Consider the following 20,899-nt stretch of genomic DNA (forward strand, 5'->3'; position numbering starts at 1 on the left):
GGATAATAATGAAATAAAGCGAAGCAGTAAATCAAAAGAGTAGGTTTAGCTGGATTTCCAGCGATCGTATGCTGTCTGGTAAATCTCGATCATACGGTCACTACCCATTTGCTTAACGGTAGCCAGATAGTTATCCCAGCCGCTCAGAGGCTCCTGACCGGTGACAAACTTGGCTTCCATCTGCTGTATATACGTATCCATATCAGATCGCAGACTGGAGATCTCGGCTTGTTCTTCCGGCGTCAGATACAGAATCGGGAAAGGAGGCTGTGGATCATAAGCCAGAATTTTCTCTTCATTTTGCTTGTCTACCCAGACATCGAATTCTTCTTTGAGTCCTTTTTGCAGATCCGGACTCAGCAGGGTAGGAGCTGGCGTACCGTAGTTCGGCGTCAGCGTACCGCGATAGTCTTCACGGCTGTTGAATTTGTCGGGAAGAGGCAGCCACTTTTTGGTATGATCTTCTGCATTTACCGTTTTATACATCACACCTTCCGGTCCTTTGTCAAACAGCATGGCACCTTCATAACTGTACATATAATCAACCCAGCGGATCGAAGCTTCCGGTGCCGGATTGCTTTCGGTAATAGCAAATGAGCCTGTAGACAATCCCGGATGGATAGCGACTGCCGGTTTATCTACACTATCGCTTTTGACCGGAACAAACATCGGATCATTGGTCGTTGGCTCACCGCCATGGGTAAAGTAGGCATGCCAGTCCTGGAACAATCCAACCTGATTATTGGCACCTTTAGCTTTTTTCTGTTCCGGTGTCTGGGAGAACGTCTCATGATCCAGGAGGTTTTCTTTCCACAAACGGTTCATATACGTCAGGAATTCACGGTATCCGTCTTCGGTACGTGCGAAGTGCACTTTGCCGTTGGCGTCATTATAAATATCCTCACCATAGATTCCCCAGGCACCGAGCAGCCAGGAGCGGATATCGTCCAATTTTACCGAAATCAGCGGAATTTCGTCTTTTTTGCCATTGCCGTTTGGATCTTCATCCCGGAAACGAACCAGCAGGTCGTACAGCTCCTCTGTGGTTTTGGGCAGCTTGTCGTGATTGACTTTTAGTGCGTCGAGGAACTCGCCGTTATACCACATTGGGCTGCGATACCAGATGCTCTGCTGATTGATTACCGGCAATGAATAAATATGACCATCCGGTGTCGTGATCGATTTGCGAATCTCGGGGTTTTCGTCCAAGATCTTTTTTAGATTGGGTGCGTAATTGTCGATCAGGTCTTCAAGCGGCAGCAGAATACCCTGACTACCGTAGTTAACTTCATCGGCCTGTGTCAGCGAAGCCGCGTAGAAAATATCCGGATACTCTCCACTGGCAAAAGTCAGATTCTTTTTGGTCTCAAAGCTGTCGAGTGGAGGATTATCGAATTGGAAAGAGATACCGCTCTTTTTTTCCATTTCCTGAAAAGCAGGCATATCCGCCCATTTTTGCACGCCTACATCGGGTCCCATCATTCGCAGCGTCAATTTTTCTTTGACGATCGGGAATCCTTCTTTATTAACATTGGCTGCGGATTCCTGGCTGCCTGCTTTTGGTTCGGCAGAATCGGAACAGCCTGCCAGCAGCGATGCTCCGAGTACAAATGACAGCACCAGCGCTGCGGCTTTGGGTGCTCTAAAACGGGTCAAGCCGGACTTGGACGCATGGGAACGTGAAGATGTGGAATGAGTCATAATAATCCTCCTTTAAATGTATGAATAGAATGCAGCCTTATGAATACAAAGCAATCAACCTTTGACAGAACCGATCATCACGCCCTGTACAAAATAACGCTGCAAAAATGGATAGATGGCAATAATCGGTAGAGTGGAGATAATGATAACAGCGTATTTCAGCAAAGCTGCTACATCGGCACGGGCATTCATCGCCATCGCCGTCTCACCGCTGGTAGCAGTACCTATTCCGCTGCTGTTCATTTCCTGCAGAACAAGGATCTGTCGCAGTACCATTTGCAGCGGATATTTGGCTTCATCATTTAGATAGACCAGTGCATTAAAGTAGCTGTTCCAGTGACCGACTCCGTAGAACAGAGCCATAACAGCGATGATCGGAGAGGAGAGTGGGATTACGATTTTCCAGAACAGACGCAGATTGGTACAGCCATCAATATGGGCCGCTTCCTGCAGTTCCTTGGGAATCGTAGACTGGAAAAAGGTCCGCGCGACAATGATATTCCATACCGAAGCAGCGCCCGGCAGGATCAGCGCCCACATCGAGTTGATCAGTCCCAGTTCCTTGACCAGCAGATAGGTCGGAATAAGACCGCCACCAAAAAACATCGTAACGAGAAACATCCCCATAAAAAATCCGCGTCCTACAAAATCAGACCGACTAAGCGCATAAGCAGCCGGAATCGTGACGAGCAGATTCACAAGAGTACCTACTACCGTGTATAGAATCGTATTGGCATAGCCGCGCCAGATGGCCTGATTCTCGAATACACGCTGGTAGCCTTCAAATGTAATGCCTTTGGGCAGCAGCCACATTTCGCCGGAGTTCACGTAGGTAGGTGAACTGATCGAAGCACTGACAATATAGAGGAGTGGATACAACACACATATCAGCGCAATCGCCAGAAATAGATACGTGAACCCGAGGAACATACGGTCTGTTTTACTTTCCTTGATAACAGCAGCCATAGCGAAGTGCCTCCTTTATTCGGACATTGGGGCCTCATGATTACCAGAGGCTGTTTTCAGTTGTTTTCCGTGCGATCTGATTGACAGCAATCAGCAAAATGGCATTAATGACCGAGTTGAACAGACCGACTGCCGTAGAGAAGCTGTATTGTACATTCAACAGACCTGTACGATACACAAAGGTATCAATAACATCGGATGAGCTCATATTTAGCGGGTTTTGCAGCAGTAATATTTTCTCGAATCCGACACCCAAAATACTGCCTACATTGAGAATCAGCAAAATGGTAATAGTCGGGATAATGGTTGGAATATTAATATGGATAATCCGGCGCCACCGGCTTGCTCCATCCATAATTGCTGCTTCATGCAGCTGCGGATCTACAGCGGAGAGGGCTGCCAGATAAATGATCGTTCCCCAACCGGTACTCTGCCACACGCCGGATAATACATACATCGTCTTAAACCACGCCGGGTCTGTCAAAAAAGCAGGAGCAGTGAAACCAAGCCATTCGATAATATTGATAATGATACCGGTAGACGGCGACAGGAACGTAACGATAATACCGGCCATAACCACTACCGAGATAAAATGGGGTGCATAAGTAACAGTCTGCACTGTTCGTTTGAACCAGCCATTTTTGATTTCGTTAAAGGCCAGCGCCAGCAGAATCGGCAGTGGAAAGCCTACGATCAATTGATACAAAGAGATCGTAAGCGTATTGCGGATCAGATCCCAAAAATAATAGGAATTAAAAAAACGGATAAAATGATCGAACCCTACCCACGGACTATCTGTAATGCCACGGGCAGGCATAAAGTTTTTGAAAGCAATCTGAATGCCGTACATCGGTCCATAATGAAAAATAAGGAAGTAGAGGAAAGCTGGAGCAATCAGCAGGTATAGTTCCCAATTACGCGAGATTCTTTTGCGTAATCCGTGTCGTCTGCTGTGTGCCGAAGAATTGGAGACTCCATCGATCTTAACGGTATCTGCCATAGGTTTTGGCATTCTATTCCTCCTTTCTGGATAAAAAGCATAAACAAGAATCCAGTACATCTGTTGACGAATCCAGTACATCAATGAACATTTTGTTAAATAAGATGTGGATATCGATTGGAGATGTTCCCAGTGTAAAAAACAGGAGGAGTACCGTAAATATGTAGAATGTGCAATAACACTTGCTGTATGAAAGAACGTAAAAAATACGAAGATTCATTTTGTTCTTCCGGGTATGGAGTCCACAAAAACGGGAAAGCCTCTTTTTTGGCAATATGTGAAATATGATGTCATATCAAGCCTATTCAGTACGTATAGTATAGCTCACCTCATTAATGTAAACCCTTACAAAATAAAGGGAGTACGGTTTTTTTATATCTATGTTAGTTGTATGCGTTTACAAATGTAAGCTAAAAGGAAGGGGTGCATCAAAATGTATTTAAAGATTGTCTGCCATTTAAATTGAGCAAAAAGCGTGAAAGTAACGGATTGGATAAGAGATAACAATGACATATCCCTAAATGATTTGAGGATATCCGTTTAGCGAACCCTGCTTTACGTCTAATAGAGAGTGGAGACAATAAATCGAATGAAGGTGATCCAGATGAGTGACTATCATAATAAAGTGATGGAAAAGATTGTGGGCGTCTTCAGGAATGAACCGCAAGCAGTCCAGACTATTCATGAACTGAAAGCTGCCGGATTTGAAGAAAGAGATATCTCGGTACTGGCCAAAAATCCGGAAGATGCCAAAGCGATAGAGCGTGAGACTGGCGTCGATATTGAATATGAGAAGGAATCCAGTATGTCCGAGACGACTATTTTTGGCGGACTGGCAGGTATGCTGGCAGGGATCGGTACATTTGCTATTCCAGGTGTGGGTCCTATTCTCGCAGCAGGGCCGATTGTCGGTATGTTTACCGGTGCCTTATTCGGCGCAGGAGCTGGCGGACTGATTGGTGCATTAATAGGATATGGGATTTCAGAAGAAGAAGCGAATCATTACAATGATCAATTGGAGGAAGGGAATATACTTGTTCTGGTCGCCGAAGCAACAGGGCGAACTGAAGAGATATACCGCGTATTCCGTGAGAATCATGCAGCGAATCTTTTTGAATAATAGTTATTGACAAATATGTAAATGGAAAACTTAACCTGTTTAGATTTATATCAACTGGTTAAAAATAGAACAGGTTCAACGCAACATGTAAGAATCCAGAACAACTATTTATCTACTACCAAGGAGGATGAAAATGATGTTGAACAACCAAAATAATGAAAACAACCGTAATGTGGATCTAAACAATGAGACTCGTAAAATTGTAGGTGTATTCTCCAATGAGAATGAAGCAAGTACTGCTATTCAGCAATTGAAAGATGCAGGATTCTCTACAGATGATATCTCTGTAGTTAGTAAAAACCGTAAAGATGTTAAACATATAAGTGAAGAAACAGGTACGAAGGCTCCGGAAGGCCTGGCTACCGGTGCAGCAACAGGCGGTGTAGTTGGCGGTGTAGCCGGATTGCTCGCAGGTCTCGGTCTAGCAGCTATTCCAGTATTCGGACCAATTATGGCAGCAGGTCCAATCGCGGTAACACTGGCAGGCGCAGCAGCGGGTGCAGGTGCAGGCGGTCTGGTAGGCGGTCTGATCGGCCTGGGTATTCCGGAAGATGAAGCTCGTGAATACGAAACTAACGTTAATGAAGGTAACATTCTGGTTATGGTAGATAGCGCTGCAGGCAACCGTTCCCGTATCTACGATATCTTCCGCGCCAACAATGCAACCAACAGTCGTTATTATGATAATGATACAACGATCCCGGATACAAGAGCTGCAGATACAACAGCATCTACTACTGTAAATGGTGCACCAGGAGCATCTGCTACTGCCGCTACAGCAGCCAATATGGATGGCGTATTCGATTCTGGTGAAGATGAGCAAAATCTGCGCCTTCGCGAAGAGCGCCTGGATGTAAGCAAAAACGAAGTGCGTACAGGTGAAGTAGAGATTCGCAAAGAAGTAGTAGAAGAGCAAAAAACAATCAACGTTCCAGTGAATCATGAAGAAGTCGTGATTGAACGCAGAGCGATTAATAATGAACAAACCAACGAACCGGTAGGTCAAAGTGAGCAAATCCGTATTCCGGTAAGTGAGGAACAAGTACAGGTAGACAAGCATAATGTAGTAACAGGTGAAGTAGAAGTGCATAAACGTACGGTTCAGGATACAGAGCAAGTACAGGATACTGTAAAACGCGAAGAAGCTCGTATCAACCAGACAGGCCAACCTATCGTAACTGGTGACCAGACTACACGTACTACTGCTGGAACAGGTACAACTGGCGCAGCCAGCACAACCGATCGTCTGGATAACACCCATGACGAGTCTCTCAAAGAGCGCAGTAAAGACATGATCCAGGATAGTAAAGATGCGATTAATCGCATGAAACGATAATTTTACTTTCCAATCCTATAGCTGCTTTTAAATATATATCCTTATGGCATTCATCAACTGTCTAATATCGGATTTTTCCCGGAATTCGATATAAAGCTGGATGGATGTAAATATCCCGCTGAGCTTATGTTCAGCGGGATATTTGCATCTATTAAAACATCCAAATAAAATACAAGATCAAAGCAATGGGCGCTGTTGATTTCCACCAATAAAAATGATTTTTGTAATGTTCTATCCATTATAATGCGGCTGCTACAACCTTCTTTTTTCCAAATCAAAAAAAAGCAAATAAACCTTTGACGCTTCGGATAAACGGCAGTATACTCAAATTATTGTTTATATACAATTCCTATGAGTTTAATAGGGTATTTATATAAGCACAAATGAACCGGATATAATAATGCCGAATATTGCTTTTTATTTTATTGACCACTGGTCTAAAAGAAGAACAGGAGCATAACCATGACATTATACAACAATACAATGGAGCTAATTGGCAATACACCACTAGTTGAAATCAATGCGTATTCTCTACCGCGTGGTATTCGCCTATTTGCCAAGCTTGAATTTATGAATCCGGGTGGCAGTGTCAAAGACCGCGTAGGACGCGCGCTTGTCAAAGAAGCTTTGGCGAGTGGCAAACTAAAGCGCGGTGGCACTCTGGTGGAAGCAACCGCAGGAAATGCAGGCATCGGTCTTGCTATGGCAGCTATCCATGAAGGGATTCGTGTTATTTTTGCGGTACCCGAGAAGTTCAGTATCGAGAAGCAAATTTTGATGAAAGCTCTGGGTGCAGAAATTGTGCACACTCCGACATCCCTTGGAATGCGTGGAGCGATAGAAAAAGCCAAAGAATTGGAACAGCAGATTCCAGGTGCCTATTGCCCGGGACAATTTAGCAATCCAGCCAATCCGCAAGCTTATTACGAGACCATGGGGCCGGAAATCTGGCAGGATCTCGGCGGTAAAGTGGATGTGTTTGTGGCAGGAGCGGGCTCCGGCGGTACTTTTATGGGGACTTCCCGTTATTTAAAAGAACAAAATCCGCAGCTCAAAACCGTTATTGTGGAACCGGAAGGTTCTATTCTAAATGGTGGTCCTTCAGGCTCGCATAAAACCGAAGGAATCGGTATGGAGATGATTCCCGACTTTATTGATAAATCGTATTTCAATGCGATTCACACGATTAGTGATAAAGATGCATTTAACCGGGTAAGCGAACTGGCCCGACTAGAAGGACTGCTGATTGGCAGTTCGGCCGGATCAGCGCTGCATGCGGCACTGCTCGAAGCAGAACAGGCACCCGATGGAGCCCATATTGTTACTATTTTCCCGGATAGCAGTGAGCGTTACCTGAGTAAGCAAATCTATGAAGGAGGCATTTAATCTTATGAAACGCAAAACCAAATTGATTCACGGCGGTATCCCCGGTGATTCCCATACAGGTGCAGTCAGTGTACCTGTCTACCAGGTCAGCACCTACAAGCAGGAAAGTATTGGTGTTCATCAGGGCTATGAATATTCACGTACCGGCAATCCTACCCGTTATGCTCTGGAAGAGTTGATCAAGGATCTGGAAGAAGGCGAGCGCGGTTTTGCTTTTGGATCGGGAATGGCTGCGATTCATGCAGTGTTCACTCTGTTCAACAGTGGAGATCATGTACTGCTTACCGATGATGTATATGGTGGTACCTATCGTATTTTCACCAAGGTACTGAGTCGCCTTGGCCTGGAATCGACTTTTGTGGATACAACCGATGCCGAAGCTGTCAAAGCAGCGATCCAGCCCAATACACGCGCTATCTATATCGAGACACCGACCAATCCACTGCTCAAAGTCACAGATATTCGTGCGATGGCAGATATTGCTCATGAACGTGATCTGTTGGTGATTGTAGACAATACGTTTGCAACACCTTACTGGCAAAATCCATTAACACTGGGCGCGGATATTGTACTGCATTCAGCGACCAAGTATCTTGGCGGACACAGCGATCTGGTCGCCGGTCTTGCGGTAGTGAATAGTGCCAAGCTGGCCGACGAACTGCATTTCATCCAAAATGCAGTAGGTGCCATCCTCGGACCTCAGGACTCCTGGCTGCTGATCCGCGGGATCAAAACGCTTGGTCTGCGCATGGAAGCGATCGAGCGCAACGCGCGCGCGATTGTAGATTTCCTCGTACAGCATGACAAGGTAAATAAAGTACACTATCCTGGCCTGCAGCAGCATCCTCAGCATGAGCTGGCTTCGCGTCAAACCGAAGGATACGGTGGTATTATTTCCTTTGATGTAGGCAGTAATGAAGCGGCAGAATTGCTGCTGAGCAAGCTACACTACTTTACACTGGCAGAGAGTCTTGGCGCTGTAGAGAGTCTGATCTCTGTACCGGCACGCATGACACATGCTTCTATTCCGGAAGAACGCCGTGCCGAACTGGGTATTACTCCCGGACTGGTACGTATCTCTGTCGGTATCGAAGATGCAGAAGATCTGATCGACGATCTAAAGGCTGCATTGGCAGATTGAACAATTAATATGTAAGAAAGAATAAAAAGCGTACACTTCATTCTGAATGTTCAGAGCGAAGTGTACGCTTACATTTTTATAAGAATCGAATTAATCGTTTAGCCTGTTATCTTACAAGTAGCTCAATGAGAATGTACCGTTGCTGCCGCCTGTGCTGGAAGTTACACTAACAGAATAATTTCCTACCAGGCTACTATTGCTGACACGGAAAGTATACGCGCTACTGCCGCTATAGGCTTGATTAGCAACAATACTGCCTGTTCTCAGATCTGTTACTTGGAGATTGAATGTAGCATAGCGAGCAGGATTAACTGTAACTGCCAGTTCTCCACGCATAGGTACAACAACAGCATTACCACCCACCGGATAAGGACCTGACTGGGCATTAATGGAAATAGAATCTTGTGAAGAGACTGTCGGGTTGTTTACTGTAACATCAGGCGATATGGAACTGGCGAAACCTGTAGGTGCTGCGGTAAGAGCGAAAGCCAACGAAAGAGCGGACAGTACTGCAATGTTTCGAGTTTTCATGATCATGTCTCCTTTGTGTTATATTTACAACCAACTACATACTAACATTATGTTCCATATAATTCCAATATAAGGTATATTTTTCACTAAATGGACAAATTTATATTAAGTATAGTTTCAATAAATTATGTAGATATACACTTATTATTTTCAGCAATTTGATTTAGCAATTTGATATAGTGTATTTACTATTTGCTGGATATTTTCATATGTATAATTTCGTGGTTGAAAGTAAGTAGGTATTACTGTAATCCCGTACTTTATAGAAAATATATGATACATTACAGCAGCCCTGCATGAATCAAGAGAGTTGCTGTCCATATCCTCCAATCCAGTTATCTAATCAAAGGTAACTGGATTTTTGCTATTCCAAACGATATTCGCATAATCAACCACCGTATACTTCACTGGGTAAGTTGCTTACAGGATGGGTAATAGCTGAATAGCAGATAACAACGATTCAGGAGGCTGATGAATGATTACTTTTGAGCAGGTATCCAAACGGTACGAAGATGGTACAACAGCTGTACAACCGCTGGATCTTCATATTGAGAAAGGTGAATTTTTCGTATTGGTTGGACCGAGCGGATGCGGCAAGACGACCACCCTCAAGATGATTAACCGGTTGATCGAACCAACCCAAGGCAGTATTTATGTAAATGGCACCGACCACAACACGATTCAGGTACATAAGCTTCGTCAGCAAATCGGCTATGTGCTGCAGCAGATAGCCTTGTTTCCGCATATGACGGTCGAAGAGAATATCGCCGTTACCCCTGATCTGCTGCACTGGGATCGCGACAAAACATCCAAGCGTATCGATGAACTGCTGCATATGGTAGGCATGGACCCGGCAGTCTTCCGCAGCCGTCGTCCGGATGAGCTGTCCGGCGGCCAGCAGCAGCGAATCGGAGTAATCCGTGCGCTGGCAGCAGATCCGCCGGTTGTGCTGATGGATGAACCATTCAGCGCATTGGATCCGATTGCCCGGGAACGACTGCAAAACGATCTGCTGGAACTGCAGCAGACGATTCGCAAAACGATTGTATTTGTTACCCATGATATTCAGGAAGCGATCAAGCTGGGAGACCGCATCGCCGTAATGGATGGAGGAGCAATTGTACAGGTCGATACACCGCAGCAATTGCTGCAGCATCCCGCTAATTCTTTTGTGGAACAGTTTTTCCAGTCGGTACGTCAGAGTGGAATACCGACCTATCCAGGTTCCGGAAATGAGGGACCATTATGAATACTATGTTGGATGTATTTCGTGAGCGTCAGGATCAGCTCTGGCAGGCACTTACCGAACATCTGGTCATTTCCTTTACTTCATTGCTAATTGCGCTGATTATCGCGATTCCACTGGGAATCTTTATTGCCCGTCATTTAAAAATATCCGAAGGCGTGCTTGGAGTAGCTGCTGTGCTGCAGACTATCCCGTCTCTGGCGCTGCTCGGACTGCTGATTCCGCTGCTGGGAATTGGTACTGTGCCGGCTGTTGTTGCTATCGTTATCTATGCATTGCTGCCTATCCTGCGCAATACCTATACCGGTATTCGCAAAGTCGACCCTTCGCTGCTCGAAGCAGCGGATGCTATGGGCATGACCCGCAGCCGCAGACTGTTCAAGGTAGAGTTGCCGCTGGCGATGCCGGTGATTATGGCAGGTATCCGTACCGCCATGGTGCTGATTATTGGAACCACGACACTGGCTGCACTGATCGGCGCCGGTGGATTGGGTGATATTATTTTGCTTGGAATCGACCGTAATGATACAGCATTGATTGTACTGGGAGCAGTACCAGCTGCACTGCTGGCTATTGTATTTGACCTGTTGCTGCGGGTGGTTGAGAAAACCTCATTCCGCCGCTCCATCTGGCTGATGTCGGCCGCGGTCGTTATTATTCTCGGATTTACCATTGTACCGCTGTTCAACCAGTCGCAAAAAGATCTGGTGATCGCCGGGAAACTGGGCGCGGAGCCCGAGATCCTGATCAATATGTATCAGGAATTGATCGAGCAGAACACTAATCTGACTGTAGAACTGAAGCCGGGTCTTGGCAAAACCTCATTCCTGTTTAATGCACTAAAAGGCGGCGATGTAGACATTTATCCGGAGTTTACAGGTACAGCTATCTCGGAGTTTCTCCATGAAGATGCTGTCAGCACAGATAGTGCACAGGTCTATGAACAGGCGCAAAAAGGAATGCAGCAGCAGTTCGCTATGCAGATGCTGCCACCGATGCAGTATAACAATACGTATGCACTCGCGGTACCGGAAAATTATGCCGAGCAGCATGGTCTGAAGACGATCTCCGATCTGCGTAAAGTGGCCTCGGAAATCAAGGTAGGCTTCACCCGCGAATTTGCCGATCGTAACGATGGATATGTCGGTCTGGCCAAGCTGTACGGGTTCAAATTCACCAATCTGACGACGATGGAACCCAAGCTGCGTTACAGTGCCATCCAATCGGGAGATATTCAGTTGATCGATGCCTATTCTACAGATAGCGAGCTGGCCCAGTACAAGCTACGCGTGCTGGAGGATGATAAAGGACTGTTCCCTCCATACCAGGGAGCGCCATTAATGCGCGCCGATACATCCGCCGAATATCCCGAAGTGACCGAAGCGCTGAATCAGCTGTCTGGCAAAATTACAGATGATGAGATGCGCCAAATGAATTACCAGGTCAACGTCGAAGGCAAACCAGCTGCCGAAGTAGCACGCACCTACCTGCAGCAAAAAGGATTATTAAAATAACATTTCTCTATATCTATTTGCTCACTCCCTACTCATAATTTGGCAGAGCAGAGCAGAGCAGAGCAGAGCAGAGCAGAGCAGAGCAGAGCAGAGCAGAGCAGAGCAGAGCAGAGCAGAGCAGAGCAGAGCAGAGCAGAGCAGAGCAGAGCAGAGCAGAGCAGAGCAGAGCAGAGCAGAGCAGTAAAAAAACCGGCGTTCTCCCACCAATCAGGGCGAACAGCCGGTTTTTCTTTATTGCCCCACCTCCACAAGCGCTGAAAATACCTCCCCGCACAGAGCGCAGGCAAGGGAATAGGGCAAAGGACGACCTTTAAGCCTGGAGATCCCCATTACTTCCCCACAATAAAGGATCTCCAGGATCAACCGAAGGACGCGCCCTATCCCTTGCCGGAGCGTTCTCTGCTAAACTCCTCCATTTTCAGTCCACCCTACCACACGATAAAATTTAATTTGCCCATTCCGCATATCCCCCAATTGCGGTATAATGAAATGATGCAATTCAGCAGATGATAATAACAGCAGGGATTGTACTTTTAACCGGGTGGGGGAACAATTAGATTGAATACGTATCCTTTTACATTTGATCCGTCCCGTCCATTTATCCAGCAAGCGGGTGAATGGATCGCGGACGTGTTTTACGATATTTTGCCGGAAGCTGGTCTGGAGCTTCGTGACGAACAGATTTATATGGCTTTTCAATTGGAAAAAGCCTATGCTGAGAAAAAAACTATTTTTGCCGAAGCAGGTGTAGGAACAGGCAAGACGCTGGTCTACTTGCTGTATGCGATTGCCTATGCGCGTTATACCCGCAAGCCGGCGATTATCGCCTGTGCGGATGAATCGCTGATCGAACAGCTGGTTAAGCCGGAAGGCGATATTCATAAGCTGGCCCGTTATCTGGATCTGAATGTAGATGCTCGTCTGGGTAAATCGCCGGATCAATACATCTGTTTGAACAAGCTGGACGTAGTCAGAGCGGAACCGTCCGAATCGGATATGTACCGCGATATATATACGGATCTGCCGGAATTTGTTCATTATGCGGATACGATGCAGACTTTCCGTCCATACGGTAACCGCAAGGATTATCCGGCACTGGATGATGAGCAGTGGAGCAAGATTGGCTGGGATGTATTCCAGGACTGTCTGGTCTGCCCGCAGCGTCATCGTTGTGGACAAACCTTGTCTCGTGACCATTACCGCAAAGCAACCGATATTATTATCTGTTCCCATGACTTCTACATGGAACATGTATGGACCTACGAAGCGCGCAAGCGTGAAGGACAATTGCCACTGCTGCCAGAGCATAGCTCGGTTGTATTTGACGAAGGCCATCTGCTGGAGACAGCTGCGCAAAATGCACTGACCTACAAGCTCAAGCAGGCATTGTTCGAGAGCATTGTGACTCGTCTGCTGGACGGCGAGGTGCGCGAGACACTGGCGGTAGCTGTAGAAGAAGTTATTGTACAGAGCGATATGCTGTTCGAGCAGCTCGCTCGTTACAGCAAACCGGTCCCGGGATCGGATCGCAAAGATATTGAGTGGAATGACAAATTACTGGCTCAGATTGCCCGGGTCAAGCAGCATATTGATGTGATTGAGGAAGAATTGGTATTTGAAAGTGGATTATTTACACTGGATGATTACCAGCTCAAGATTGTCGAAGAACATCTGGAAATGATCCAGCTGGCACTGGGATTGTGTCGTCAGCAGGATCAGCTGATCTCCTGGGTGACGGGCGAGAATGAAGATCTGACTCTCGTTATTATGCCCAAGCAGGTCAAGGAAGTACTGGGAGAAATGGTATTTGCCCGTAAAATGCCGGTTATTTTCTCTTCGGCGACATTATCGGTAGAAGGGTCGTTTGACTATATTGCCGACAGCCTCGGTATTGAGCAGTATCTGTCCTTTTCGGTGGAATCACCTTATGACTACAAGGAACAGATGCAGGCAGAATTGATTACGGATCTGTATAATCAGGTAGAAGCTGGATCTGTAAATGATGCAGCAGGCAAGCATCTATCCATCAGCACGACAGGGATGCAGGGTGTGAGCGAACAGGAAATCCGCCAGCAGACCGAGCGTGTAATCCGTCTGATCGAACAAAGTGGAGGCCGTTCTCTGCTGCTGTTCTCTTCCATGCAGGAATTGGCGGCTTTCCGCCGGATGACAGAAGTAATGGGTATTACACTTCCTTACCGGATGCTGTATGAAGGTACAGCCGAGATCAGTCATCTGATCTCCGAATTCCAGCAGGAAGAGACCAGCGTACTCTGCGCGGTTACGTTATGGGAGGGACTGGATATTCCCGGACCTTCATTATCTCATGTAATCATCTGGTCACTGCCATTCCCGCCTAACGATCCGGTGTTCGCTTCCCGTCGCCAGGAAGCAGCAGATGCATTCCACGAAGTGGATATGCCGTATATGATGCTGCGTTTGCGTCAGGGGATCGGTCGTCTGATCCGCTCACGTGATGACAGCGGCCGGGTATCAATCTTTGGCCGGGAGCTGCTGCAGCAGGATGTGCGTCATGCAGTGGAGCAACTACTGCCATAGAATCAGCCTTACCTATTGGTTTATAATGAAGAAGATCGTATTTATCTATAGAATGCATAAAATGCTTATGATTCTGAATCAGGCATGTTAACACAAGAGACATCGGAACGTTTGGAAGAACTGTTCCGGTGTCTTTTTTATCGCCTTTGACTATTACCATACTCTATCCTTCTCTTTTGAGTGCCGGAACAATCATTTCCTATCGCGAAAGTGGAATATCTGTGGCATACCTGTCATAATAAATAAAGCGTAGGCATCCTATTTAAAAAGGATCAACACCTAACTTCGGAATCGAAAGGATCGAATTCAACCATGAACTGGACCAAACCCACAGCAACTGCACTACTGATGACAGCCGTTGTATCTGCTTCTCTGTATTCGGGAGCACCAGCTTCGGCAGCTTCCACAACAGCGCCAGCTGCCAAATCAAGCTCCACCAGTACTTCCTCATCATCCAGCAAAAGTACAACAACAGCTGCACCATCAGGCACCAAAACCAGCAACTCTTCCACAAATAGCACAACGGCTTCAACAAAATCTGCAAAAGCCGATCAAACCAACAGTGCCAAAGCAGATAAATCCAGCATTTCCAAAGCCTCTTCAGCAGCCAAAGACGATAAAAAAGCATCCTCCAAAGCAGCTTCGACCAGCAAATCCAACGATAATACCAAGTCGGCTGCAGCTGCTGCCGGTGCGACTACGGTTACAGGATCTACATACGCAGCCTGGACCGGTGTCAGCAAATTAAACCATGAGACGGTAATTCCTCTGATCGTGGAAGCACAAAAAAGATACACTTACACCACATCCGGCGGAGCATCCGGTGCGGCTGCAGGCACATTTACGCTGAGCGGTCAGACATACCGTTACCTGTCACAGGATATCGGTACGCGCAGCAAATTGCTGTCCTATCTGATGGAAACCTATACCAAACAGGCCAGTGAGACCTTTATCCAGAAAAACTTTGTTCAAAATAACGGAAAAATGGCTCAACTGCAAGCCGATGGCGGTAGCCTGCTGGAATTCGATCGTGCTACAGCCAAAATGATCAGCATGACCGATACGTCTCGTGTATATCGTCTGACCGTTCCTTATGTGGACAATGCACAGCCGGTAGAACGTGTTATGGTGAAGTTCGCGCTGGTAGACGGACAATGGAAAATCAATACTGCACCACATGTACTATTCTAAGCAGCATCTTCAGCGAGAGAATACATCAGGAGCCTGCCATAGAGTGGTCAGGCTCCTTTTTTAACCCTGCAGAATAGGTGGATAAACGAATCAGGGATTGGGCTCGGCGGTCTGCGGGTAAATTGTTGTTGAGACTATTTCGAGGAGGGATCACCATCATGGCAGTATCACTTAAAAAATTAAAAAATCAGGTAATCGTAATTACGGGTGCATCAAGTGGAATAGGTCTGGTAACAGCTAGAATGGCAGCAGCACGAGGAGCTAAAGTTGTTCTGGCTGCGCGTAATGAAGAGGCGATTATCCAGCTGGCGGCAGAACTGCGCGGCAAAGGTTATCCCGCGACCTGGGTGACCGCGGATGTAGGCAAGGAAGAAGATGTAAAACGTATTGCCGAGACCGCGATCCGGACATTCGGCCGATTTGATACATGGGTGAACAATGCCGGCGTTTCTATTTTCGGCAAAGCAACCGAAGTCAGCATTGATGATATGAAGCGTATGTTTGATACAGTGTATTGGGGCGTGGTGTACGGCTCCCGTGCCGCTGTACAGCATTTCAAGGAACGTCGTGTACCCGGTGCACTAATTAATATTGGCAGTATTTTTGGCGATCGTGGTGTAGTGATACAGTCTACGTATTCTTCGGCCAAATTTGCTGTTCACGGCTGGACCGAGAATCTGCGTATGGAGCTGGAAAAAGAAAAAGCGCCAGTATCTGTTACACTGATTCATCCCGGACGTATCGATACGCCGTATAATGAGCATGCGCGTAGCTATCTGGACAAACAGCCGGCTCATAGAGGCATGATCTATCCACCGGAATCGGTAGCACAGGCAATTCTGTATGCAGCCGAGCATCCTAAACGGGATATGTTTGTCGGCTCCCAGGCTAGACTCGGTGCGCTGTTCGGTAACTTTGTACCGCGTGTAACCGATCTGATCTTTGAAGCGGTGATGTTCCGTGGACAACAGTCCAAGAATCGGCCTTCGAATCCGCCGGAGACGAGTGCATTGTATCATGCAGGCTACGGATTGCATGAACGAGGTACGCAGGAAGGGCATATCCGTAAAGGCAGTTTGTATGTGGAAGCGACCAAGCATCCGATTATTACGACGCTGGCGCTTGCCGGACTGACAACGCTAATCTGTGCCTATTCCAAACGAAGTTCCAGTACCGATTCTCTGCCAGCACCTACTGCAGCAGCTCCGCTTGCTCTGGAAGCTGCCCGGGAGCATCGTACCGAACAGGATCAGTAAAAGCAAAATTTCAAGTAAAGCACTCCATTAGGATGAATGACATCCAACAGGGCATATAGATGCTATCCCCAAATATGAATACTGCATACCCAAAAGCCGAAGGGAAAAGATCCCTTCGGCTTTTTTGTTTAAGTTCCAGACTCATATAGTGAGCTTTGTGCTATATATCTATTTATCTTGTATTTATAGCTGTATACCCCAGTTCATACTCACATAATGGTATTTATCTCTAAATCTCCAAGTATAATTTTACATACCAATATATAGCATTCTTATCTAACCTTTTGTAGTCCTCTCTGCCTATATAGGTTGTATTGTTCATATTTGCGGTTCGTCACTCTGCTGCAGATTACTGCCGGTATGCTGTTTGCGAAATTGGGAAGGGGTCAACCCGCAGCGTGTTTTGAAAATTCGGTAAAAATACTTCATATCATGTATGCCCACTTCAGCAGCAACCATCTGTACGCTCCACTGCGTTTCGATCAGCAGTTCACAGCTGTGCATAACGCGCACATTTTGCAGCAGCTGGATAAAGGTCTGGCCGGTAGTGTGCTTGAGCTTGCGCTGAAGATGCCGTGGACTGATGGATATCCACTGGCATAGTTCGTCCAGCTTGAGGGGATCACGATAATGCGTTTGTACATAATTAATGGCAAAAGCGACCGGATCTTCGATCGTCATCGGTGTAGTCGGATAGCTGAACTGATTATGCATATGCATCGTATGCAGCAGTTCCAGCAAAGAGAGGTACAGCTTGTACCGGTAGCCAGGCGTGGCATTCATCTGATTGAGATGCATGGAGTACATGATCCGGGCGAATTCATTATTTTGCTCGCGGTACCCGAGCCAGCGCTGGGATTGGCGAAAAAATCCGGCTATCTCTTGAAACTCCTCATCCCAGGCCAAATTATCCTGACTATCGCTCGTCATTAATACTTCCGGTAAAAACATGCAATTCATAATCTGCAGTTGTGCCGGCTGTTTGCTGTCCTGCCGATGGAACATATGATGAATACCAATCGGAATAAAAAACAGGTCTCCCTCGGATACTTCAAAAGATTCCTTATCGATAAACAGCAGCCCTTTGCCTTCTGAGACATAGATGATTTCATAGAACGGATGCGCATGCTGCTGGTAGGATTGCACCACATCAATAGTCAAAAAGGAAAGCGGATTATTATTTTCAAAAGGATGTTCCGCTATTTTTAGTTCGGATATTGTCATTACTATATCTCCTGTATATGTCGTAATTGCCCATAGTCTTGTCGTCTTTAACTATATTTCAAATTTATAATGTTGGCTACAATAAATAAGTAAGGTTTTGGGCATCACCGCTTTGACCAAGGGCTGAAGCCACTAAACCACAGTACCTTTATACGAAAAATATTTAAAACTACAGTATATCCTACAGGAGGATCATGATGACAACAACCAAGCTAATAACTCATTTACCCCAGGAAAAAATGCCATATCTGCTGCGCAGAGGCGACGGTGAACGCTATTTGTTCGGCAATCAGGTCGCTACGATTATTGCCAATGCAGAGAGCACAGGAGACATTTTCTCGGCAGCCGTAATCGGCGGACCAAAAGGCGAGAGCTTCCCGATGCATACCCATCCGAATACCTACGAATCTATCTATGTAATGGAAGGCCGTGTGCAATTCGTAATTGATGGACAGAGCCATCTGCTGCTGCCAGGTGACTATGCGCATATTACACCAGGTACCGAGCATGCTTATCAGCTGCTGGGACATCGTAACAGCTTTATCTCTTATTCTATTTCCGGCGATATCACCAAAGTCTATCCGGCACTCGGTCAGTCCTACGAGCATATTGAATATCCACCTTTTACGGATCATGCCTACTCCGAGGAACATCGCCGTCAGGCAGAGCAGCAGGCAGATATTGTATTCTCTACTGGCAGCACAGAGTTCCCAGCCTACGAGCTTGTAAGCAACCATATCGTACCGGATGAAGTCAGCAATTATGTACTGGAAAGCGGCGAAGGCATCCGCCTGCTGACCGGTGATCAGGTACACCGTCTGCTGGCGACCCAGAAAACAACCGATGGTGCTTATATTGTAGTAGCCAGCGATGGTCCAAAAGGAGACGAAATCGTATCCCATTACCATAATCACCATACAGAGACATTCTTCTGTACACAGGGCCGTATGACCATGTGGGCCAATGACGAAGAAATCCAGTTGTTCCCTGGTGACTTCCTGCATGTGCCAGCAGGTACGGTACACTCTTACCGTCTGGATGATCACTTTACCAAAGTAGTGGGACTGCTCGTAAGTGGATTGTTCGAGCCGTTTTTCCGCCTGCTTGGTGACGAATACGAGCATTACATGTTCCCTAATAACCCGGGGCCAGCACGTATTGATCGTCTGATGGAGAATATTGATACACTGGATCTGAACGTAGTAGGGCCACCTAACTCTCACCAGAAGAAATAATGAACAAAAGGATTATGATGACCTATGCAGGATATAGTGCAGTTTCTATATCCTGTTATAGGATTCAAGGGTGCATTTGATATGAAAATTATTTTTGTACTGGCATTTGCCATGGTGCTGTCTGTTATGAACTCAACCATGTTCAACGTGGCGCTGCCTGCGCTTCGTGCAGACTTTCATTTATCCAGCTCACAGGTTAGCTGGGTCGTTACTTCTTATATTATTATCTATGCGATTGGCTCGGTTACTTATGGCAAGCTGGCTGATCGTTACAAACTGAAAAATCTGCTTACTTTCGGATTGTGTCTGTTTGCGATCGGATCTGTGCTGGGATTTATCTCATCTAGCTTCTGGATGGTAATTGCCGGTCGTATTCTGCAATCGGCTGGAGCCTCGGTCATTCCTGCATCTTCAATGGTAATTCCCATTCGCTATGTATCAGCTGAGAAGCGGGGCAGAGCATTGGGCATTACATCGTCCGGGATGGCGCTCGGTACAGCAATAGGACCGATTGTTGCCGGATTAATCACCAGCTTTGCAGATTGGCGTTATCTGTTCGCAATCAGTCTGCTGTCTCTGGTCACAATTCCGTTTTTCCGCAAATATCTGGACAAGGATCAGACGCATCCGTCCCGGATTGATCTGCTTGGCGGTATACTGCTTGCTGCTGCAGTAACATTACTGCTGCTAGCGATTACCAATACCAGCTGGCTGCTCGGTCTGCTGACCATTGTTGTGCTGGTAGCTTTGGTATTATATATTCGCAAAGCGAGACAGCCGTTTCTCGACCCGGCTATTTTCCGCAACCGTGCATATACGATAACGATGATTATTGCCTGTCTGGTATTGATCTTCAATCTGTGCGTACCCTATCTGATTCCGCAGCTGCTGAGTAGTGTAAATGGATTGACTTCATTTACTACCGGATTGGTAATGTTCCCTGGTGCATTAATCGCTGCGCTCTTTGGTATTATTGGCGGTCGTATTGCCGACAGCAAAGGCAATTCGTTCCTGCTTGCTATAGCATTCAGTCTGCAGCTGCTTACGTACGTATTGATCTCACTGTTTACCGGTGGTTCGTATCTGATGATTATGCTGCTGCTCGTAATCGGGAATACCGGACTTACCTTTGCTCAGGTCGGACTCGCCAACACGGTATCCCGTACATTGACAGGACCGCAGGTCGGTGTAGGGATGGGAATGTATATGATGCTAAGCTTTATTTCCGGAGCGATTGGTACAACGATATTGGGATTGATTCTGGATCAAGCACATACCGGCTGGTCTCCAAGTGTGCTGCTGAGCAGCCAACCCAGCGTATTCAGTATGATTTTCCTTGTATTTGCGATCTGGATACTCATCATGTTCGCCGGCAGCTTCCGCTTTTTACAGCGCGGGGAACAGAAGTGAGCATTTTATTTGCCGGTATGACATACAAGAATGCCGTTGTTTGAGAAGAATAGATAAAAGCATTTGTGATAACCAATAATCTC

The 20,899-nt window shown here is 46.5% G+C and carries 16 protein-coding genes and 1 pseudogene; 11 read left to right on the forward strand and 6 right to left on the reverse strand.

What is annotated here, in order from left to right; genetic code table 11:
• Positions 1-45: 45 nt before the first annotated feature.
• The 3 genes from AR543_RS13330 to AR543_RS13340 are packed head-to-tail and all read right to left on the reverse strand — an operon-like array spanning position 46 to position 3,679.
• Positions 46-1,701: a type 2 periplasmic-binding domain-containing protein gene (locus AR543_RS13330; RefSeq protein WP_227871746.1), complete on the reverse strand. Its 1,656-nt coding sequence runs from the start codon at positions 1,699-1,701 to the stop codon at positions 46-48.
• A 54-nt stretch (positions 1,702-1,755) separates the two neighbouring features.
• Complete coding sequence (locus AR543_RS13335; protein WP_060534984.1) at positions 1,756-2,667, reverse strand: carbohydrate ABC transporter permease; 912 nt, start codon at positions 2,665-2,667, stop codon at positions 1,756-1,758.
• 40 nt (positions 2,668-2,707) lie between these two features.
• Positions 2,708-3,679 (reverse strand): ABC transporter permease, encoded by a 972-nt coding sequence (locus AR543_RS13340; protein ID WP_082472228.1) that lies wholly within the window; start codon positions 3,677-3,679, stop codon positions 2,708-2,710.
• A 592-nt stretch (positions 3,680-4,271) separates the two neighbouring features.
• Between AR543_RS13340 and AR543_RS13345 the strand changes: the two genes are divergently transcribed.
• The 4 genes from AR543_RS13345 (at position 4,272) to AR543_RS13360 (ending at position 8,650) form a co-directional block, all read left to right on the forward strand.
• Complete coding sequence (locus AR543_RS13345; RefSeq protein WP_158523963.1) at positions 4,272-4,787, forward strand: general stress protein; 516 nt, start codon at positions 4,272-4,274, stop codon at positions 4,785-4,787.
• Between the two features lie 133 nt (positions 4,788-4,920).
• Complete coding sequence (locus AR543_RS13350) at positions 4,921-6,123, forward strand: YsnF/AvaK domain-containing protein (RefSeq protein WP_227871747.1); 1,203 nt, start codon at positions 4,921-4,923, stop codon at positions 6,121-6,123.
• Between the two features lie 462 nt (positions 6,124-6,585).
• Positions 6,586-7,509 (forward strand): PLP-dependent cysteine synthase family protein, encoded by a 924-nt coding sequence (locus AR543_RS13355; protein ID WP_060534986.1) that lies wholly within the window; start codon positions 6,586-6,588, stop codon positions 7,507-7,509.
• A gap of 4 nt (positions 7,510-7,513) precedes the next feature.
• A complete protein-coding gene (locus tag AR543_RS13360; protein WP_060534987.1) occupies positions 7,514-8,650 on the forward strand; it encodes a bifunctional cystathionine gamma-lyase/homocysteine desulfhydrase in 1,137 nt (378 codons plus the stop codon).
• Between the two features lie 111 nt (positions 8,651-8,761).
• On the opposite strand, the gene AR543_RS13365 is transcribed toward AR543_RS13360, so the two are convergent.
• On the reverse strand, positions 8,762-9,181 hold the full coding sequence (locus tag AR543_RS13365) for a hypothetical protein (protein WP_060534988.1): 420 nt from the start codon (positions 9,179-9,181) through the stop codon (positions 8,762-8,764).
• Between the two features lie 475 nt (positions 9,182-9,656).
• On the opposite strand from AR543_RS13365, the pseudogene AR543_RS13370 reads away from it, so the two are divergent.
• Positions 9,657-10,427, forward strand: a pseudogene (locus AR543_RS13370) (ABC transporter ATP-binding protein); the annotation flags it as partial.
• Complete coding sequence (locus AR543_RS13375) at positions 10,427-11,941, forward strand: ABC transporter permease/substrate-binding protein (protein ID WP_060534990.1); 1,515 nt, start codon at positions 10,427-10,429, stop codon at positions 11,939-11,941. The pseudogene AR543_RS13370 and the gene AR543_RS13375, both read left to right, overlap by 1 nt.
• Before the next feature lie 32 nt (positions 11,942-11,973).
• Here the strand turns inward: AR543_RS13375 and AR543_RS24290 are convergent, their stop codons facing one another.
• Entirely contained in the window at positions 11,974-12,192 is a 219-nt protein-coding gene (locus tag AR543_RS24290) for a hypothetical protein (protein ID WP_158523964.1), read from the reverse strand.
• 307 nt (positions 12,193-12,499) lie between these two features.
• On the opposite strand from AR543_RS24290, the gene AR543_RS13385 reads away from it, so the two are divergent.
• From AR543_RS13385 to AR543_RS13395, 3 genes are all read left to right on the forward strand, one after another.
• Positions 12,500-14,500: an ATP-dependent DNA helicase gene (locus tag AR543_RS13385; RefSeq protein WP_060534991.1), complete on the forward strand. Its 2,001-nt coding sequence runs from the start codon at positions 12,500-12,502 to the stop codon at positions 14,498-14,500.
• 312 nt (positions 14,501-14,812) lie between these two features.
• Positions 14,813-15,691: a DL-endopeptidase inhibitor IseA family protein gene (locus AR543_RS13390; RefSeq protein WP_060534992.1), complete on the forward strand. Its 879-nt coding sequence runs from the start codon at positions 14,813-14,815 to the stop codon at positions 15,689-15,691.
• Between the two features lie 158 nt (positions 15,692-15,849).
• Complete coding sequence (locus AR543_RS13395) at positions 15,850-16,947, forward strand: SDR family oxidoreductase (protein ID WP_060534993.1); 1,098 nt, start codon at positions 15,850-15,852, stop codon at positions 16,945-16,947.
• A gap of 318 nt (positions 16,948-17,265) precedes the next feature.
• Here the strand turns inward: AR543_RS13395 and AR543_RS13400 are convergent, their stop codons facing one another.
• Positions 17,266-18,171, reverse strand: a complete 906-nt coding sequence (locus AR543_RS13400; RefSeq protein WP_060534994.1) for a helix-turn-helix domain-containing protein — start codon at positions 18,169-18,171, stop codon at positions 17,266-17,268.
• Positions 18,172-18,368: 197 nt separating this feature from the next.
• Between AR543_RS13400 and AR543_RS13405 the strand changes: the two genes are divergently transcribed.
• Positions 18,369-19,406 (forward strand): quercetin 2,3-dioxygenase, encoded by a 1,038-nt coding sequence (locus AR543_RS13405; RefSeq protein WP_060534995.1) that lies wholly within the window; start codon positions 18,369-18,371, stop codon positions 19,404-19,406.
• 81 nt (positions 19,407-19,487) lie between these two features.
• Positions 19,488-20,816, forward strand: a complete 1,329-nt coding sequence (locus AR543_RS13410; protein ID WP_060536779.1) for an MFS transporter — start codon at positions 19,488-19,490, stop codon at positions 20,814-20,816.
• Positions 20,817-20,899 lie beyond the last annotated feature (83 nt).

Source organism: Paenibacillus bovis (assembly GCF_001421015.2).
Lineage (GTDB): Bacteria > Bacillota > Bacilli > Paenibacillales > Paenibacillaceae > Saccharibacillus > Saccharibacillus bovis.

What these genes read in the sequence shown, in the direction of transcription:
- AR543_RS13375 (WP_060534990.1), top strand. Translation starts at nt 10,427, where the DNA reads ATGAATACTATGTTGGATGTATTTCGTGAGCGTCAGGATCAGCTCTGG.
- AR543_RS13330 (WP_227871746.1), bottom strand. Translation starts at nt 1,701, where the DNA reads ATGACTCATTCCACATCTTCACGTTCCCATGCGTCCAAGTCCGGCTTG.
- AR543_RS13395 (WP_060534993.1), top strand. Translation starts at nt 15,850, where the DNA reads ATGGCAGTATCACTTAAAAAATTAAAAAATCAGGTAATCGTAATTACG.
- AR543_RS13345 (WP_158523963.1), top strand. Translation starts at nt 4,272, where the DNA reads ATGAGTGACTATCATAATAAAGTGATGGAAAAGATTGTGGGCGTCTTC.
- AR543_RS13410 (WP_060536779.1), top strand. Translation starts at nt 19,488, where the DNA reads ATGAAAATTATTTTTGTACTGGCATTTGCCATGGTGCTGTCTGTTATG.
- AR543_RS13405 (WP_060534995.1), top strand. Translation starts at nt 18,369, where the DNA reads ATGACAACAACCAAGCTAATAACTCATTTACCCCAGGAAAAAATGCCA.
- AR543_RS13355 (WP_060534986.1), top strand. Translation starts at nt 6,586, where the DNA reads ATGACATTATACAACAATACAATGGAGCTAATTGGCAATACACCACTA.
- AR543_RS13360 (WP_060534987.1), top strand. Translation starts at nt 7,514, where the DNA reads ATGAAACGCAAAACCAAATTGATTCACGGCGGTATCCCCGGTGATTCC.
- AR543_RS13340 (WP_082472228.1), bottom strand. Translation starts at nt 3,679, where the DNA reads ATGCCAAAACCTATGGCAGATACCGTTAAGATCGATGGAGTCTCCAAT.
- AR543_RS13335 (WP_060534984.1), bottom strand. Translation starts at nt 2,667, where the DNA reads ATGGCTGCTGTTATCAAGGAAAGTAAAACAGACCGTATGTTCCTCGGG.
- AR543_RS13365 (WP_060534988.1), bottom strand. Translation starts at nt 9,181, where the DNA reads ATGAAAACTCGAAACATTGCAGTACTGTCCGCTCTTTCGTTGGCTTTC.
- AR543_RS13390 (WP_060534992.1), top strand. Translation starts at nt 14,813, where the DNA reads ATGAACTGGACCAAACCCACAGCAACTGCACTACTGATGACAGCCGTT.
- AR543_RS13350 (WP_227871747.1), top strand. Translation starts at nt 4,921, where the DNA reads ATGATGTTGAACAACCAAAATAATGAAAACAACCGTAATGTGGATCTA.
- AR543_RS13400 (WP_060534994.1), bottom strand. Translation starts at nt 18,171, where the DNA reads ATGACAATATCCGAACTAAAAATAGCGGAACATCCTTTTGAAAATAAT.